This is a genomic window from Pleomorphomonas sp. T1.2MG-36, assembly GCF_950100655.1.
Classification (GTDB): domain Bacteria; phylum Pseudomonadota; class Alphaproteobacteria; order Rhizobiales; family Pleomorphomonadaceae; genus Pleomorphomonas.
This window is the reverse complement of the sequence record NZ_CATNLY010000023.1, coordinates 608,173-624,989: the sequence shown is the minus strand read 5'-3', so window position 1 is coordinate 624,989 and position 16,817 is coordinate 608,173. Positions and strand designations below refer to the sequence as shown.

Annotated in this window: 14 protein-coding genes; 13 read left to right on the top strand and 1 reads right to left on the bottom strand. The window is 66.0% G+C overall.

What is annotated here, in order from left to right:
• Positions 1 to 30 precede the first annotated feature (30 nt).
• The 4 genes from ptsP (at position 31) to nagB (ending at position 5,666) form a co-directional block, all read left to right on the top strand.
• On the top strand, positions 31 to 2,580 hold the full coding sequence (gene ptsP, locus QQZ18_RS14370; protein ID WP_284541602.1) for a phosphoenolpyruvate--protein phosphotransferase: 2,550 nt from the start codon (positions 31 to 33) through the stop codon (positions 2,578 to 2,580).
• Between the two features lie 52 nt (positions 2,581 to 2,632).
• Positions 2,633 to 3,523, top strand: coding sequence for a helix-turn-helix transcriptional regulator (locus tag QQZ18_RS14365; protein WP_284541601.1), 891 nt, complete (start codon positions 2,633 to 2,635; stop codon positions 3,521 to 3,523).
• 78 nt (positions 3,524 to 3,601) lie between these two features.
• Complete coding sequence (locus tag QQZ18_RS14360; RefSeq protein WP_284541600.1) at positions 3,602 to 4,810, top strand: ROK family transcriptional regulator; 1,209 nt, start codon at positions 3,602 to 3,604, stop codon at positions 4,808 to 4,810.
• 109 nt (positions 4,811 to 4,919) lie between these two features.
• Positions 4,920 to 5,666 carry a glucosamine-6-phosphate deaminase gene (gene nagB, locus QQZ18_RS14355; protein ID WP_284541599.1) on the top strand — a complete coding sequence of 249 codons (747 nt, stop codon included), beginning with the start codon at positions 4,920 to 4,922 and terminating at the stop codon, positions 5,664 to 5,666.
• A gap of 74 nt (positions 5,667 to 5,740) precedes the next feature.
• Here the strand turns inward: nagB and QQZ18_RS14350 are convergent, their stop codons facing one another.
• A complete protein-coding gene (locus QQZ18_RS14350) occupies positions 5,741 to 7,186 on the bottom strand; it encodes a sensor histidine kinase (RefSeq protein WP_284541598.1) in 1,446 nt (481 codons plus the stop codon).
• 396 nt (positions 7,187 to 7,582) lie between these two features.
• Here QQZ18_RS14350 and rpmH point away from each other — a divergent pair, with 396 nt between their 5' ends.
• The 9 genes from rpmH to dapE all read left to right on the top strand — a co-directional run bounded on the left by rpmH (position 7,583) and on the right by dapE (position 16,813).
• Positions 7,583 to 7,717 (top strand): 50S ribosomal protein L34, encoded by a 135-nt coding sequence (gene rpmH / locus QQZ18_RS14345; RefSeq protein WP_026781973.1) that lies wholly within the window; start codon positions 7,583 to 7,585, stop codon positions 7,715 to 7,717.
• 12 nt (positions 7,718 to 7,729) lie between these two features.
• A complete protein-coding gene (gene rnpA, locus QQZ18_RS14340) occupies positions 7,730 to 8,179 on the top strand; it encodes a ribonuclease P protein component (protein WP_284541597.1) in 450 nt (149 codons plus the stop codon).
• Positions 8,176 to 9,987 (top strand): membrane protein insertase YidC, encoded by a 1,812-nt coding sequence (yidC, locus tag QQZ18_RS14335; RefSeq protein WP_284541596.1) that lies wholly within the window; start codon positions 8,176 to 8,178, stop codon positions 9,985 to 9,987. The genes rnpA and yidC overlap by 4 nt, the downstream gene beginning before the upstream one ends.
• Before the next feature lie 106 nt (positions 9,988 to 10,093).
• The gene (gene yihA / locus QQZ18_RS14330) at positions 10,094 to 10,744 is read left to right on the top strand and encodes a ribosome biogenesis GTP-binding protein YihA/YsxC (RefSeq protein WP_284541595.1); all 651 of its coding nucleotides are present in this window, start codon (positions 10,094 to 10,096) and stop codon (positions 10,742 to 10,744) included.
• Between the two features lie 139 nt (positions 10,745 to 10,883).
• Positions 10,884 to 11,756, top strand: a complete 873-nt coding sequence (gene argB / locus QQZ18_RS14325; protein WP_284541885.1) for an acetylglutamate kinase — start codon at positions 10,884 to 10,886, stop codon at positions 11,754 to 11,756.
• A 231-nt stretch (positions 11,757 to 11,987) separates the two neighbouring features.
• Complete coding sequence (locus QQZ18_RS14320; RefSeq protein WP_446728662.1) at positions 11,988 to 12,452, top strand: HAD-IA family hydrolase; 465 nt, start codon at positions 11,988 to 11,990, stop codon at positions 12,450 to 12,452.
• Between the two features lie 115 nt (positions 12,453 to 12,567).
• The gene (locus tag QQZ18_RS14315) at positions 12,568 to 14,376 is read left to right on the top strand and encodes a DEAD/DEAH box helicase (protein WP_284541594.1); all 1,809 of its coding nucleotides are present in this window, start codon (positions 12,568 to 12,570) and stop codon (positions 14,374 to 14,376) included.
• 312 nt (positions 14,377 to 14,688) lie between these two features.
• Positions 14,689 to 15,552 (top strand): 2,3,4,5-tetrahydropyridine-2,6-dicarboxylate N-succinyltransferase, encoded by an 864-nt coding sequence (gene dapD, locus QQZ18_RS14310; RefSeq protein ID WP_284541593.1) that lies wholly within the window; start codon positions 14,689 to 14,691, stop codon positions 15,550 to 15,552.
• 73 nt (positions 15,553 to 15,625) lie between these two features.
• On the top strand, positions 15,626 to 16,813 hold the full coding sequence (gene dapE / locus QQZ18_RS14305) for a succinyl-diaminopimelate desuccinylase (protein WP_284541592.1): 1,188 nt from the start codon (positions 15,626 to 15,628) through the stop codon (positions 16,811 to 16,813).
• Positions 16,814 to 16,817 lie beyond the last annotated feature (4 nt).

Genomic DNA, 16,817 nt, shown 5'->3' with positions numbered 1-16,817 from the left:
CCTCGACACAAGGTATTGGGAGACAAGCGCATGACCACCTCCATCATCTCCGTCCGGGCTCCGCTCAAGGGCCGGATCGTGCCGCTCGGCGACGTTCCCGATCCGATGTTCGCGCTCGGCATGATGGGCGATGGTCTCGCCATCGAGCCGGAGGTCGGCGAAGTGCATGCGCCGGTCGCCGGTACGGTGACCTCCGTGCATCGTCGCGGTCATGCGGTGAAGGTGATGACCGACGACGGCGCGGAGTTCCTGGTACACGTCGGCCTTGAGGCCGTGGCGCTGCGCGGCGCCGGGCTCGTGGCCATGGTGGCGGAAGGCGACCGCGTCGCAGCTGGCGATCTCCTCATCCGCTTCGATCTCGCGGCCCTCGCGGAGAGCTGCGGCATTGTGACGACCCCCGTCCTCGTGACCAATGAGGACGCCTTCCACGTGACGGCGCGCAAATCGGCCGGTTCGGTCAACCTCCAAGACGAGGTCATGACGGTCATGCCGATCGGCGCGGAAGCTCCCCCGCCCGTCGCGCGGGTGGAGCGCGACGTCGTGCTGGAAATGAGCGAGGGCCTGCACGCCCGGCCGGCGGCGCTTCTTGCGGCCAAGGCCAAGGAGTACGCAAGTGCGATCGAGATCGTTCTCGGCGAACGAAAGGCCAATGCCAAGAGCCCGGTGTCGCTGCTCACGCTCGGCAGCCGCTGGGGCAGTCGTCTGGCCGTCTCGGCGGAGGGCGCCGACGCGGCGGCAGCCGTCGATGGTGTCATCGAGGCGATAGCGTCGGGGCTGGGCGATCCGGTGGTTTCTTATGCCGACGCCGGACAGGATACGTTGCCGGGCGTTGCCGAGGCCTATCCCGTCCAGGAAGAGGAGCCCGTTGATCTTACGCCTTTCGGTCCGGAAGACCGGCCGCAGCTCGCCGGCGTGGTCGCGGCGCCCGGTCTTGCCATCGGCCGCGCCGTTCATCTCAAGGAAAAGGTGGCCCGCCCGCCGGAGGCGGGTGGCGACATGGTGGCCGAAAGCGAGGCCCTCGACGCTGCCCTCGCTCGCGTCCATCGGCACCTGACCGAGCAGGCGACGGCCGGCCGCACGCAGCAGCAGCGCGAAATCATGGCAGCCCATGCCGCGCTTCTTGAAGATACCGAGCTGCTCGAGGGCGCTCGCGACCGGATCGCGCGCGGCAAGAGCGCCGGCTGGGCCTTCTCCGATACCATCTCGGCCCAGGCAGCCTTGCTGCGCGGGCTCGACAACGCCCGCCTTGCCGAACGCGCCGCTGACCTTGTCGATCTCGAACAGCAGGTGCTGACCGTGCTGGCCGGCGGTTCGCCAGAGAACTTGGCGCTTCCCGAGGATGCCGTCGCCATCGCCGACGATCTGCTGCCGTCGCAGTTCATGGCGTTCGGCGATCGCCTGCCGGCGGCCTTCGTGGTCGCCAAGGGTGGCCGAACCTCGCACGTCGCCATTCTCTCGGCGGCGAGCGGCGTGCCGATGTTGGCTGCCGTCGGCTCCGATGCCCATCGCATCGTCGAAGGCACGCCTCTCATCGTCGATGCCGAGCGCGGCGAGATCCAGGTGAACCCGACCGAGGCGACCATCGAAGCTACCCGAAAGGCGGCTGCCGAGCGCGAAGTGCGTCGCGCCGCCAACCGCGAGGCGGCGCCGGTCGATTGCGTGATGGCCGACGGCACGCGTCTGCCCGTCTATGCCAACGTCGGCTCGGTGGCCGACGCGGCGCGCGGTCTCGCATTCGGCGCCGAAGGCTCCGGGCTGCTCAGAACCGAGTTCCTGTTTCTCGATCGGCCGACGGCCCCCACCGAAGCCGAGCAGCAGGCCGAGTACCAGGCCATCGCCGATGCGCTGCGCGGCAAGCCGCTGACCATCCGCACGCTGGATATCGGCGGCGACAAGCCACTGCCCTATCTCAAGCAGGCGGTCGAGGAGAACCCGATCCTCGGCGTGCGTGGCATCCGCGTCTCCCGGCGCCGGCCCGACCTTCTGCGCCAGCAATTCCGCGCCATCCTCAAGGTCACGCCGGTGTCGGTCGTCCGGATCATGATGCCGATGATCGCCGACATCGGAGAGCTCCGCTGGGTCAAGGCGATCTTCGAGGAAGAGAAGGCCGCGCTCGGCGTGACCGCCGACGTGCCTCTCGGCATCATGATCGAGGTGCCCGCCGCCGTCGCCATGGCCGACAAGCTGGCACAGGAGGCCGATTTCTTCTCCATCGGCACCAACGATCTCACCCAATATGTTCTGGCCATGGATCGCGGCAACACCGAACTCGCCCCTGAGATCGACTCGCTGCATCCGGCGGTGCTCAAGACCATCGCCGACGCGGCGGCGGCCGGTGCCCGCCACGCCTGCCCCGTGGGTGTTTGCGGCGGCCTCGCCTCGGAACTGCCGGCCGCGCCCATCCTGATCGGGCTCGGCGTGACCAGCCTGTCGGCCACCCGTTCCGGCATTCCCGACCTCAAGGCCTTCATCCGCACGCTCGACAAGGACACCTGCCGGGCCGTGGCGGAGGAAGCCTTGTCTCTCGATTCCGCGGCCGAGGTGCGGGCGATGGTGGCGCGGCGCTGGCCGGGGCTCTGACGCCTTTCTGCGACCGCTCTCTTGCCCCCTCGAAGCAAGAAGGAGACGCGCGATGTTAAATGCCAACGTGACGCTCGACGATTTTGCCCGTGGGGACGCGCTTGCCGCGGAGGCGGGCTGGCCGCAGCGCATCGTTTTTGGCCTCGACGCTGCCGCCCCGCCCCTCGGGGCCCTGCAGGTTCAGTTTGCGCGCTTCGAGTTCGTGATCGCCGGAACCTATACCAACCTGCTCTGCGACCATGCCGCGCGGATCGTGGAAAGCGAACTCGGGCCCGGCGACGCGCTGGTGGTGCCGGGCAACTGCTGGAACCAGCCGCTGTGGAACAAGGACGTCGAGGTACTGAGCCTTTTGTTCGGCGCAACCCATCTCGGCGTCAGTCTGGTGCGCTGGAACGCCGGCGAGCAGCGCTTCGTCTCCGTTGAAAAGCGAAGCTGCCTGATCCCCGGCAATGGGCCGTTGCAGCACCTCGTGGAGGCCATGACGAGCCATCGCGACGACGTCGGGCGCACCAGCCTGGATGCCCGTCTGTTGGCGCAGTCGATCCTCGAGTATGCCCGCCGCCTGATTGCCAATCCCGTACCCGAGGAGGACCGGCAGTCGTCGGCCTTCTTCCGTGCCGCCTGTCTCTATATCGAGGAAAACTTCGACCGGCTGATCACCCGCGACACGGTGGCCGCCCATCTGCGCATCAGCCCCAACTACTTCTCCCGCGTCTTCCGCGAGCAGGGCGCCATGACCTTTTCCGACTACCTGACGCAGGTGAGAATCGGCAAGGCCAAGTTCATGCTGGAGAAATACGATCTGCCGCTGTCGCAGATCGCCCAGCGATGCGGCTTCAACGACTTCAACTACTTCTACAAGGTGTTCAAGAAGGTGGTCGGGCGCACGCCCACCGAATACCGAAACTCGGTGCAGGCCGGGGCTGCCGCCTCCAAGGCGTAAGTGTTGGCAGGGCTGTGAAGCTTCGCATTTGGGTGTAAGGATCGATCCCGTTACTCTCCCACGGAGACTTCCGGCCCGATGATCCCAGACGATACCGCAACGCCGGTGCTGCGCCAGATCTCGGTGCGCGCCGTCATGGACGTGCTCCTCAACTCGGGCGCGACCTCGCGAGCCGCCCTTGCCAAGATCACCGGTCTATCCAAGCAGACCATGTCGGAAGTCATCCGCGTGCTGGAAAGCGGCGGCTTCGTGCGCATCAAGGGCGTGACTTCGGGCAAGGTCGGCCGCGCTGCCGTCATCTATGAAGTCGATCCTTCGGCCGGCTACGTGATCGGCGCCGAACTCGGCGTCACGTCGCTGCGCTTGTCGCTCTCCAACATCGTCGGCGATATCCTGGCGTCGGAGGAAGCGCCGTCGGACGACCTCACGGGCACCGCGCTGGTTTCCGCTCTGGGACGTCTCTGCGGCGAACTGGTCGCCAAGGCCGGCGTGGACAGGCAGAAGGTTCTGGTGGCGGCGGTGGCCATGCCCGGCGTTGTCGAGCCGGTCAGCGGACGTCTGTCGCTGTCGCCCAACCTTGAAGGATTGGGCGACGTCGATGTCCGCACGCTGCTGGCGGCCGAGCTTGGTTGCGCGGTGGTGATCGAGAACGACATCAACGCGGCGGTGATCGGGGAATCCTGGATGGGGTGTGCCGTCGGGGTCGAAGAGGTGGCCTTCGTTTCGTTGGGCACGGGTATCGGTCTTGGCGCGCTCACGGGCGGGCGACTGATCCGGGGCGCCAGCGGCGCCGCCGGCGAAATCGGCTTCCTACCGATTGGTGGTGACCCGGCTGCCGCCGACAGTCTGGAGCGTGGCGCCCTTGAAAGCACCATTGGTGGTCGTGGCATCCGCGAACGCTACCGGGCGCTTGGCGGCGCGAAGACGCAGAGCACGTCCGATATCGTCGCGGCCGCCCTGAAGGGCCAGGATGACGCCGCCGTCGCGGCCGCTCGCGACCTTGCCCACACCGTCGCTCTGGCAATGGTTGCCGTCCATGCACTGCTTGAGCCGAGGAAGATCGTGGTGGGCGGCATCGTCGGATGCCTGCCGGGCGTGGTGGACTGGATAAGCGCCGAACTGCCGCGCGTCAGCCGCCGACCGATCGTCGTCGAGGTATCGGCTCTCGGTGCCCGCGCCGCCCTGACCGGGGCCGTCGCCATCGCGCTCAATCAGGCGCACAACTTGCTGTTCAGCCCGGCGGACTTGCCCATGCCGCTGCGACTGCCGGCCGCTGCTCACGGCTGAGTGTCATCGAAATTTTATGTTCGGCATCTTGACGAACTAATTATCCATCGCCATCATCTCCACATGAGATTGGCGGTCGCTCGTGCATGACCGGTCGATGGAGCCCAAGATGCGGATCAATCATTTCCCCACCACCGTGGCGGCGGCCCATGCCGTGGCCGACCGTATCGCCGAGCGCCTCAAGGCGATGCCGAAGATCGTGCTGGGCCTTGCCACCGGCGCCACCATGGAGCCGGTCTATGAGCGGCTTGTTGCGCTGCACCGCGCGGGCGAGATCAGCTTCGCCGACGTCACCTCCTTCAATCTGGATGAGTATGTTGGGCTGCCGCCCGAAGATCCGCGCTCCTATCGCTCGACCATGGACAGCCAGCTGTTCGATCTCGTCGATATCGACAAGACCAGGACCTTCGTGCCGGACGGGCTTGCCGCCGATCCGGCCGCTTTCGCCCGCCGCTATGAGGCAATGATGCGCGAGGCGGGGGGTATCGACCTGCAGCTTCTCGGCATCGGCCGCAATGGCCATATCGGCTTCAACGAGCCCGGCACCGACTTCGCCGCTCGTACCCGCGTCGTCGATCTCGAGCCGTCGACGCTGGAAGCCAACTCGGCCTTCTTCGATGGCGCGTTGCCGCCCACCAAGGCCATGACCATGGGTATCGGCACCATCCTCGAGTCGCGTGAAATCATGGTACTGGCCACCGGCGCCACCAAGCGTGACGCGGTGCACGCCGCGCTCAAGGGCGCCATCAGTTCCAACTGCCCGGCCACGGCGCTGCGCCGCCATGCCAACGTCAGTTGGTGGCTGGACGCCGAGAGCGGGTCCGGCGTGGCCGGCGAAAGCCTGGCGGCGGAATAAGGCGCTTCATCGCATTTGGAAAATGCCAGCGGCGACGCTTCCTGAGCGTCGCCGCTTTTGCGTGCACTCCGCGCTCAGGCGGCAAGGGCCGGGCGGTCGGGAATGTCGATGACGAAGGTGGCGCCGGGGCCGCCATCCAGGCATGAGATCGTGCCACCATGCGCCCTGACGAGCTCGGCGACGATGGCAAGACCGAGCCCTGTGCCGCCTGACCGGACCGAACCAGAGAAGGGCTTGAACAGCGACTCGCGCGCCTTCTCGGACAGGCCGGGGCCGGTATCGGAGACGCGGATGCTCACCTTGGTCCCGTCCCGCTCGGCGGAAACCGTCAGCCGACGAACCAGAGCGTCGTCCTTGCACTGTTCGAGCGCCTGCGAGGCGTTGCGGACGAGGTTGAGCAGGACCCGGAACAACTGGTCCGAGTCGGCATCGACTTCGAGGTCGTCGGGCACCGAGTTCACCCACTCTATGCTGGCGTGGTGGATGAGTCCGGTCATCTCCGCGACATCGGTGCAAAGCCTCGACAGCGACAGGAGTCGCCGGGCCGGCGGCGCCTCCTGTGCCTTGCCATAGGCCAGGACCGATTGGCAGTAGTTGATCGCCCGGTCGATCGCCGACACCAGCTTTGGTGCGAAGCGCTGCACCGATGGGTCAGGAATGGCCGTCAGGCGGTCGGAGATGAGCTGGGCCGAGGCGAGCAGGTTGCGAAGGTCGTGGTTGATCTTCGAGACCGCGAGCCCCAGCTCGACGAGCCGCTTCTGCTGCTTGAAAAGCTCCTGAATGCGCTGCTGCATGGTGGCCGCGGCGAACTCCGCCCGGCCGATCTCGTCGGTGCGCCCGCCGTAGCGGACGAGATAGGCATCGCTTTCCGGCTCCTGCGACCACTTGTAGATCGACTTGCCCAGCCGACGCATCGGGATGACCATCAGATACTGGATCGAGAAGAAGACCAGCACGCCGACGAAGGCTGAAATCAGGAAGGACACCAGAAGCAGCCGGCCGGCAAAATGCAGGATCTCGTCTCTGAGGTGCGTCTCGGAGAACACCACCTCGACCTCGCCCTCGCCATCGTAGTCGCCGGTGACGCGAATAGTGCGGTCGCCGCCGAACAGCATGGTGTCCATCGCCTCCATGACGATGCCATGCGTCCGCTGGCTGTCGAAATCGATGCTGCGAGTGACCGTCGGCGGAGCGTCGGCCATGGCGACGAGCTGCTTCATCCCCTCCGAGCGCACGGCGACGGCATAGGCGTCCAGCCGGTTCAGGAGGTCGGCCTGAATGGTGCGTGGCAGCGCCGTCTCGGGATAGGTGGTCAGTGTGTGAGCGACGATGCCGGCGGTGCGTATCTTCGATTCGATATAGGTGCGCTGGAAGTTGGCGACAGCCGGCACGAACAGCAGCACTTCGGCGAACATCACGAAGAGAATCGTGAAGATCAGAAGTTTGAACGACAGACTGAAGGTGTGCTTGGTCGGGAAATGCGGCTTGGCTGTACCGCCGGAACTATCAGTCTGGGCCATTATGGGAGATTCCGAAAAAGACTGTTCTCTATCTGTCGCTTTGCGCAGAAATTGGAAGAGGCACGCGTCGGAAATAAGGTAAAATTCTGTCACGGTGCCATATTTGCCCTCATCCTGGCGCGTCGGCGCGCCGGCAACTGTCAGCAGCGGCAAGAAAGCCGGATAAGTGGCGGTCTCGCAGCGGTTCGCATGGCATTGATGCGTTGACGAGCCACCGTCCGTCCCGTATAAGCCCCTCCGATCGGAAGGGCGCCACCGGTCTTTCGGCCGGCTTGGCCGCATGTGCTGTGGCCGATTTCCCTGTTGAGACACAAGAGCTGTCCGAAGGCGGGGCGCTAAGCGCCACGAGGCCGGAGAGCCGCCAGAACGAGGGGCCCGCTGGGCGGGCAAACGACCATGAAGCGGACTTATCAGCCGTCGAAGCTCATTCGCAAGCGCCGTCACGGCTTCCGTGCGCGCATGGCCACCGCCGGTGGTCGTAAGGTGATTGCCCGCCGTCGGGCCCAGGGGCGCAAGCGTCTGTCGGCGTGATCGGCCTTGTTCATGGCGGACGCCGGCCACCCGGCTTGCGAGGCGCCTGACATGAAACGGCTGAAAAAGCGAAAAGACTACGTAAAAGTCGCCCGGGGTGCCCGAACACCCCGGCGCGGCTTTTTGCTGCAATCGCTTCGCCGCGCCGATGGGGTGGAAGGTGAGGCCGGGGCGGACGCCCGTTTCGGTTTCACGGTGACCAAGAAGATAGGCAACGCCGTGGTGCGCAACCGCATCCGGCGGCGTCTCAAGGAAGCGGTACGGCTCGCCGGTGCCATGGCCGCCGACCCCGGACGCGATTTTGTGCTGGTCGGCCGCCGTCCGGCGCTGGACATGCCGTTTGCCGATCTGGTGACCGAAGTCGTTGGCGCCGTTCGTGCCGCGGCCTCCGACAAGACAAGGCCGCGCGGCGGCAATGAGGCGCTGAAGCCGGCGCCGAGCGAGGAAGAAAAAGGTCCATGACCGAAAACCGCAATATGATCCTGGCCATTGCGCTGTCGCTGGCCGTGCTGCTCGGCTGGCAGTATTTCGTTGCCAAGCCGCAGCTCGAAAAGGCCCAGATCGCCCAGCAGTTGGCCGAGCAGCAGGCGGGCACCGCGACCCCCGCCCCGGCGGCTGACGGTGCGGCTGCCGGTGGTGCCGCGACCGATGGTTCGGCGCCGACGGTTGGTCTCAATACCACCGCGGCTTTTGTCTCCCGCGAGGAAGCGCTGGCCAAGAGCCCGCGCGTGCCGGTCGATACGCCCGAGCTCATTGGTTCGATCAGCCTTACCGGCGCCCGCATCGATGATCTGTCGCTGAAGCTTTACCGCGACACCATCGAACCCGATTCGCCGCTGGTGAAGCTGCTCAACCCTTTCGGCACCGACCACGCCTATTACGCCGAGTTCGGCTTCATGGCTCCGGCCGGAGCCGGTGTGAAGCTGCCGGGCGCCGACACGGTTTGGACCGCGCCCCAGGGCGCACGTCTGACGCCGTCGACACCGGTCACGCTGACCTGGGACAACGGGTCCGGCCTCGTCTTCACGCGCGAAATCTCGGTCGATGCCCACGCCATGTTCACGGTGAAGGACGGCGTTGCCAACACCTCGGGTACCGCCACCACCGTCTACCCCTACGGTCTCGTCACCCGCTATGGCACGCCGCAGGTGCCTGGCACCTGGGTTCTCCACGAGGGGCTGCTCGGCGTGTTCGGCGACGAGGGGCTCACCGAGACCTCCTACAAGGATCTGAAGGATAGCGATGGGGTGAAGCCCGCCAAGGTCGCGTCCGGCTGGCTCGGCATCACCGACAAGTATTGGGCGACGGCGCTCATTCCCGAGGGCGGAGTCTCGTTCCAGCCGCGCTTCTCGTGGGCACTCGCCGGCAGCATCGACACCTATCAGGCCAACTATCTCCGCGATCCGCTTGAGGTCCCCGCCGGCGGGTCTGCCGTCACCGAGACGCGCCTGTTCGCCGGCGCCAAGACGGTGGCTCGCGTCGATGCCTACGAGCGTGAGCTCGGCATCGTCAAGTTCGACCGCATGATCGACTGGGGCTGGTTCTACTGGATCACCAAGCCGATGTTCCTGCTGATCGATTGGCTTTACAATCTGGTCGGCAACTTCGGCATTGCCATCCTGCTGGTGACCCTGATCGTCAAGGCTATCTTCTTCCCGCTCGCCAACAAGTCCTATGCGTCGATGAGCAAGATGAAGATGCTGCAGCCGGCCATGGCCGACATCAAGGCCAAGTATCCGGACGACAAGGTCAAGCAGCAGCAGGAGACCATGGAGCTCTACAAGCGGGAGAAGATCAACCCGCTGGCCGGCTGCCTGCCGATCGTCGTGCAGATCCCGGTGTTCTTCTCGCTCTACAAGGTGCTCTACGTGACCATCGAAATGCGTCACGCGCCCTTCTTCGGCTGGATCCACGATCTGTCGGCTTCGGACCCGACGACGATCTTCAATCTGTTCGGGCTGATCCCCTGGACGCCGCCGCACATGCTCATGCTCGGCATCTGGCCGATCATCATGGGCATCACGATGTTCGTCCAGATGAAGCTCAACCCGGCGCCCCCGGATCCGACGCAGGCGATGCTGTTCACCTGGATGCCGATCGTCTTCACGTTCATGATGGCGTCTTTCCCGGCCGGTCTCGTCATCTACTGGTCGTGGAACAACTCGCTGTCGATCTTGCAGCAGTCGCTGATCATGAAGAAGCACGGCGTCAAGATCGAGCTGTTCGACAACCTGAAAAGCACGTTCGCCAAAAAGCCAAAGGCCGGCTGAAACTGCCGCCAAGGCTCGTGAAATACGCGGACCGGCTACAACAGGCCGGTCCGTTTCCGTTATAAGGGCGAGGCCGCCCGCCGCCGTCAGCCCAGGAACTTCCACGATGGACGAGACCCGCACTGCGATCGATCCCGAAGCGACGCGCCTTCTGTTCGCCCGGCCCTGGACTTTTGTCCGAGGCATGGCAAACACGGATGACCTGCCGCCGATCGCCGGCACCATCGAGGTGGCCTTCGCCGGGCGCTCCAACGTCGGCAAGTCCAGCCTCATCAATGCGCTGACCGGTCAGCAGGGGCTCGCCCGCACCTCCAATACGCCCGGCCGTACGCAGGAGCTCAACCTGTTCCGGCCGGAGGTCGAAGCCGGCATCCTGCTGGTCGACATGCCCGGTTACGGCTATGCCGAGGCGCCGAAGGAGAAGGTCGACGTCTGGAACGCGCTGATCCGAAACTATCTGCGCGGCCGTCCCAATCTCCGTCGCGTCTACGTGCTGATCGATGCCCGCCATGGTCTCAAGAAGAACGACGAAGAGGTGCTGACGCTGCTCGACAAGGCGGCCGTCTCCTACCAGGTCGTGCTGACCAAGGCCGACAAGCTGAAGCCGGGTGGCATCGACAAGGTGATTGCCGACACCGCCGAGCGCATTCGCAAGCGTCCCGCTGCCTTTCCCGAGGTGCTGGCCACCTCAAGCGAGAAGGGCGCGGGCATCGACGATCTCAAGGCCGCGATTTCCAGGCTACTCGCCGGCGCGTGAGCGGTGGCTCGGAGGCGGCTTGGGCCGTGCCGCCTGCGCTTCCTCCGTTGAGCCTTGCCCCTCGATCGGCTATAGGCGTTCTCGATCCAACCGACGCGAGGCCGCCATGACATCTTCCACGCCCGAATCCACCGAAGCGATGCTGTCGCGTGCCCGCATTATCTCGGAAGCGCTGCCCTACATGCAGCGCTACGACGACAAGACGATCGTGGTCAAATACGGCGGCCATGCCATGGGCGACCCCGATCTCGCCCGCGCTTTTGCCCGCGACATCGTGCTCCTGAAGCAATCCGGCATGAAGCCGATCGTGGTCCACGGTGGTGGCCCGCAGATCGGCTCCATGCTCGACAAGCTCGGCATCAAGAGCGAATTCAAGAACGGTCTGCGCGTCACCGACCGCGCCACCATGGAAATCGTCGAGATGGTGCTGGCCGGCTCCATCAACAAGCAGATCGTTTCGGCGCTGAACGCCGAGGGCGGCAGGGCCATCGGCCTCTGCGGCAAGGACGGCAATCTCGTCACCGTCGAGAAGGCGACGCGCACCATGCGCGATCCCGACAGCGAGATGGAGAAGGTGATCGATCTTGGCTTTGTCGGCGAGCCCAAGGTGGTGAATCCTGCCGTGCTCGACATGGTCGCCAAGGAAGACCTGATCCCGGTGGTGGCGCCCGTGGCGCCGGGCATCGACGGCGAGACCTACAACGTCAATGCCGACACCTTCGCCGGCGCCATCGCCGGCGCGTTGCATGCGGCCCGCCTTCTGTTCCTGACCGACGTTCCGGGCGTGCTCGACCGCAACGGCCAGCTTCTCAAGCAACTGACGCGCGCCGAAGCGCAGGCGCTGGTCGCCGACGGCACCATTTCCGGCGGCATGATCCCCAAGGTGGAAACCTGCTTCGACGCGCTGAAGCGCGGCGTCGACGCGGCGGTGATCGTCAATGGCAAGACGGCGCACGCCGTTCTTCTTGAGATCTTCACCGAGACCGGCGCCGGCACGCTGATCCGCCGCTGATGACGGTCGACATATCGCCCGCCGGCAGCGACCTCTCGGTGTTTGCCGGTGTTCGGGATTGGATCTTCGATCTCGACGACACGCTCTATCCGCCGGAGAGCGGCGTCTTCACCGCCGTGATGGAACGCATCCGTGCCTACACGGCACGGGTGACGGGCATTCCCGCCGAGGAGGCCGCCGCCCCTTCAGAGAACCTACGCTGCCCGCTACGGAACCACTCTGCGCGGATTGATGGAGGAGCATGGCGTCGATCCCCAGGATTTCCTTGCCGATGTCCACACCGTCGACCGTTCGGCGCTTGCTCCGGATGCGGGACTGGCAGAAGCGTTGTCCCGCCTGCCGGGGCGCAAGTTCATCCTGACCTCCGGCACCCATGCCCACGTCGGTGAGACGCTTGCCTGTCTTGCCATCGCCGACCGCTTCGACGGCGTGTTCGACATCGCCGACGCCGATTATCTGCCGAAGCCGGCCGAGGCGACCTATGCCGCCTTCATCGAGCGGTTTTCCATCGAGCCGTTGGCCGCCGTCATGTTCGAGGACGCGCCGCGAAATCTCGTCGTGCCGCGAGCCCTCGGTATGCGCACGGTGCTGGTGACCGGGCGGAAGACGCCGCAGCCGGCCTCGCCGGGCGCCGATTTCGTTATCAGTGACCTGCCCGGCTTCCTCTCCCGTGTCGCCGACGCACTTTCCGGCTGACGAGCCATGCATCGACAGGGGTGGCGGAAACGCGCCTTCGTCTGTATGAGAGAGTTTCGTTTTTCCGCGCTGTGCCGGCCTCCGCCGCTGCTCGCGCGCTCCTCCCAGGAACCCGATGTCTTTTTCTCAAGCCCATCCCGCTTTGGCGCGGGCGCTCGCCGCCCGTGGCTATGCCGATCCCACCGCCGTCCAGTCGGCAGTCGCCGCGCCCGAACTCGCCGGCGCCGACATGCTGGTGTCCGCCCGGACCGGTTCGGGCAAGACCGTCGCCTTCGGCATGGCGCTCGCCGAGCGCCTTCTCGGCCCGGCCGAGGTTTTCGCAGCCGCCGGTAAGCCGCTCGCTCTCGTCGTCGCCCCCACGCGCGAACTGGCGCTGCAGGTGGCGCGCGAACTTGCCTGGCTCTACGGCGAGACCGGCGCCCGTCTCGTTTCCTGCGTCGGTGGCATGGATCCGCGCCGCGAACAGCGGCAGCTGGCGCAGGGCGCGCATATCGTCGTCGGCACGCCCGGCCGCCTCTGCGATCATCTCGATCGGGGCAACCTCGACCTGACCGAAGCCGTTGCCGTGGTGCTCGACGAGGCCGACGAGATGCTCGATCTCGGCTTTCGGGAAGATCTTGAGAAGCTGCTGGGGGCCGCCCCCGCCGATCGGCAGACGCTGCTGTTCTCGGCGACGCTGCCGGCCGACATCGTCCGCCTTGCCCGCGACTTCATGCGCAAGGACGCGACCCGCGTCGATGTCGCCGAAGATGGCGAGGTCCACGCCGACATCGACTATCATGCCGTCCGCGTCTTCCCGCACGAGATCGAGAAGGCGGTGGTCAACCTTCTGCGGTTCCACGATGCGACGACGTCCATCGTCTTCTGCGGCACCCGCGAGGGTGTGAAACGCCTCACCGGCGCGTTGCTTGAACGCGGCTTCTCGGTGGTGGCACTCTCTGGCGAAATGGGGCAGGGCGAACGCAACGAGGCGCTGTCGGCACTTCGCGACGGACGTGCCCGCGTTTGCGTCGCCACCGATGTGGCGGCGCGCGGCCTCGACGTTCCCGATCTCGGCCTCGTCATCCACGCTGACCTGCCGCACGACAGCGAGGTGCTGCTGCATCGCTCCGGCCGCACCGGCCGTGCCGGTCGCAAGGGCGTCTCCGTGTTGCTCGTTCCGTCAACGCGTCGGCGTCGGGCGGAAAGCCTGCTCGCCGGAGCCGGCATCGAACTCTTCTCCGAGGCGGCGCCGTCGGCCGAGACGATCCACAAGCTGGACGAAGATCGCCTGCTCGCCGATCCCGTGCTGACCGAGGAGATAGGCGAAGACGAGCTGGCCTTCGCAACCCGCCTCGCCGAGGGGCGGACGGCGGAGGAGCTGGCCGCAGCCTTCATCCGCCTCGCTCGTACGCGGCTTCCTGCGCCCGAGGAAATCAGCGATCCGGTGGAGCGCAAGCCGCGCCGCACCGATACGCCGGAGTACCCGAAGGTTCGGGAAACGGTGGACTTCACCGGCTCGGCCTGGTTCCGCCTGTCGGTCGGCCGCCGCGATGGCGCCGAGGTGAAGCGCGTACTGGCCTTCCTGTGCCGCCAATCCGGTCTCAAGGGGCGCGACTTTGGCGCCATCCGCCTCGCTGACGGCGAGACCTTCGCCGAAGTGGCGCCAGGCGGCGTTTCCGCCATGGAGCGGCTTGCCGCCGCCGGCAATGACGAGAATGTCCGCATCACGCGTGCCGATGGTCCGCCGGCGGCATCGCCCGCCGGTCCCCGCAAGGACAAGCCCCGTCGCGAGGATGACCGCCCCAAGAGCAAGGCGAAGCCGCCGCGTGATGGCAAGCCGTCATACAGGGACGCGCCGCGCGACGATAAGCCGCCGCATAAGGACCCGCGCGACGGCAAGGTGCCTTTCAAGGGCAAGAAGAAAGTCCGAAAGGCCGGCTGATCGGCGGGTGTCTGCAAAGGTGCGTGATAGTACCTATGCATCCGTCGGCTTTTCGCCGACGGACCGGCTTTGTGAAGGCCGGAGCTGTCCCTTGGAGCCCTTCCGATCTCTAGTGGCAGCGATAAGGCCTTGAATCGGGGTTGGTTTCCTCCGCTTCGGCTGACCTTGGACATGTCGCGCCATCGCCGCGCCGGTTGGCGAGGGGCATGCGGCTAGCTGCTCTGGCGGTCGCCGCTTTTGTTGCGTGTGCCGGGCAAAACCCCTAAAGCACGAAGCCGATGCCAATCCCGCATGGCCCATTCGGAGATCATCATGACCGAGACTGCCGCCACGGCCGCCTATGCCGACCTCGCCGCCACCCTCGACGCCGCCTGGGAGGCTCGCGCCTCCGTCTCGCAGGAGACCAAAGGCAAGGTGCGTGACGCCGTCGAAGCGGCGCTGGACCTGCTCGATGGCGGCAAGGCGCGCGTCGCCGAGAAGATCGGCGGCGAATGGGTGGTCAACCAGTGGCTCAAGAAGGCGGTGCTGCTGTCCTTCCGCCTGACGCCGACGGCGCTGATCCCCGGTGCCCCCGGTGGCGCCGCCTGGTGGGACAAGGTGCCCTCCAAGTTCGAAGGCATGGACGCCGCCGCCTATGAGGCCGCTGGCTTCCGCGCCGTGCCCGGCGCCATCGTCCGTCGCTCGGCCTACATTGCCCCGGGCGCGGTGTTGATGCCCTCTTTCGTCAACCTCGGCGCCTATGTCGACACGGCCACCATGGTCGACACCTGGGTCACTGTCGGCTCCTGCGCCCAGATCGGCAAGAACGTCCACCTGTCGGGTGGCGTCGGCATCGGCGGCGTGCTGGAGCCGATGCAGGCCGGCCCCACCATCATCGAGGACGATTGCTTCATTGGCGCCCGGTCCGAAGTGGTCGAGGGCGTCGTCGTCGGTGAAGGGTCGGTCATCTCCATGGGCGTCTTCATCGGCAAGTCGACCAAGATCATCGACCGCGCCACCGGCGAAGTTCATATGGGCAAGGTGCCGCCCTATTCGGTGGTCGTCTCCGGCTCGATCCCCGGCAAGCCGATGCCCGGCCAGGATTGGGGTCCGTCGACCTATTGCGCCGTCATCGTCAAGAAGGTCGACGCCAAGACGCGCTCTAAGACCTCGATCAACGAGCTTCTGCGCGACTGACCGCAGAGCCGATCCGTGCTATCCGAACGGCCGGCGGGAAACTGCCGGCCGTTTGCGTTTCGAGGAGAAGGATATGCCCCACGATCCCGTCGCCATTGCCCGCGACCTTCTGATGTGCCCTTCGGTGACGCCGGCCGAGGGCGGGGCGCTCACCTTTCTGGAACGATTGCTGGCGCCGGCTGGCTTCCAGGTCGATCGCCCTGTCTTCTCCGACGCGGGTACGCCCGATGTCGAGAACCTCTTTGCCGGCATCGGCTCCGGCAACCGCCATCTGACCTTTGCCGGCCATGCCGACGTGGTGCCGCCCGGCAAGGTGGAGCTCTGGAGCCACGGCCCGTTCGCTGGTGATATCGAGGGCGACAGGCTCTATGGCCGCGGCGCCGTCGACATGAAGGGCGGGATTGCCGCGTTTGCTGCCGCCGCCCTCGATTTCGTCGAGGAGAACGGGGGCGACTTCGGCGGCCGCATTTCCCTCCTGATCACCGGCGACGAGGAGGGACCGTCGATCAACGGCACCGTGAAGCTCCTCGACTGGGCGTCAAAGCGCGGCGAGCGCTTCAGCCATGCCATCGTCGGCGAACCCACCAACCCGAACGCTCTCGGCGACATGGTGAAGGTCGGCCGTCGCGGTTCCCTGTCCGGTTTCGTCAAGCTCAGGGGCGTGCAGGGGCACGTCGCCTATCCGCACCTTGCCGACAACCCGCTTCGCGTCGCGCCGGCCGTCATCGCCGCGCTGATGGACCCGCCGTTCGATGCCGGCAACGAGCGCTTCCAACCGTCCAACCTGGAGGTCACCTCGGTCGAGACCGGCAATCGCGCCACCAATGTCGTGCCGGCCGAGGTGGAGATCGCCTTCAATATCCGCTTCAACGACATCTGGACGGTCGAGGCGTTGCACGAGGAGATCGGCGCACGGGTTCGCCGCGCCGTCGAGACCGCGCCGCTGCGGACGGGGCGACCTGCGCCGCTCGCTTACGAGCTGACGTTCGAGCCCACCAACGCGGTTTCCTTCCTGACCCACGACGCCACACTGATCGGTGGCCTGTCGGATGCGGTCGAGGCGGTCACCGGCCGCCGTCCGGAGCTGTCCACCACTGGCGGCACGTCGGACGCGCGCTTCATCAAGAACTACTGCCCGGTGGTCGAGTTCGGCCTCGTCGGACAGACCATGCACAAGGTGGACGAGAACGTGGCGCTCGACGACCTGCACCGCCTGAAGGCGATCTACCGGGCCTTCCTGGATAAGTACTTCGCTTCATAACCTT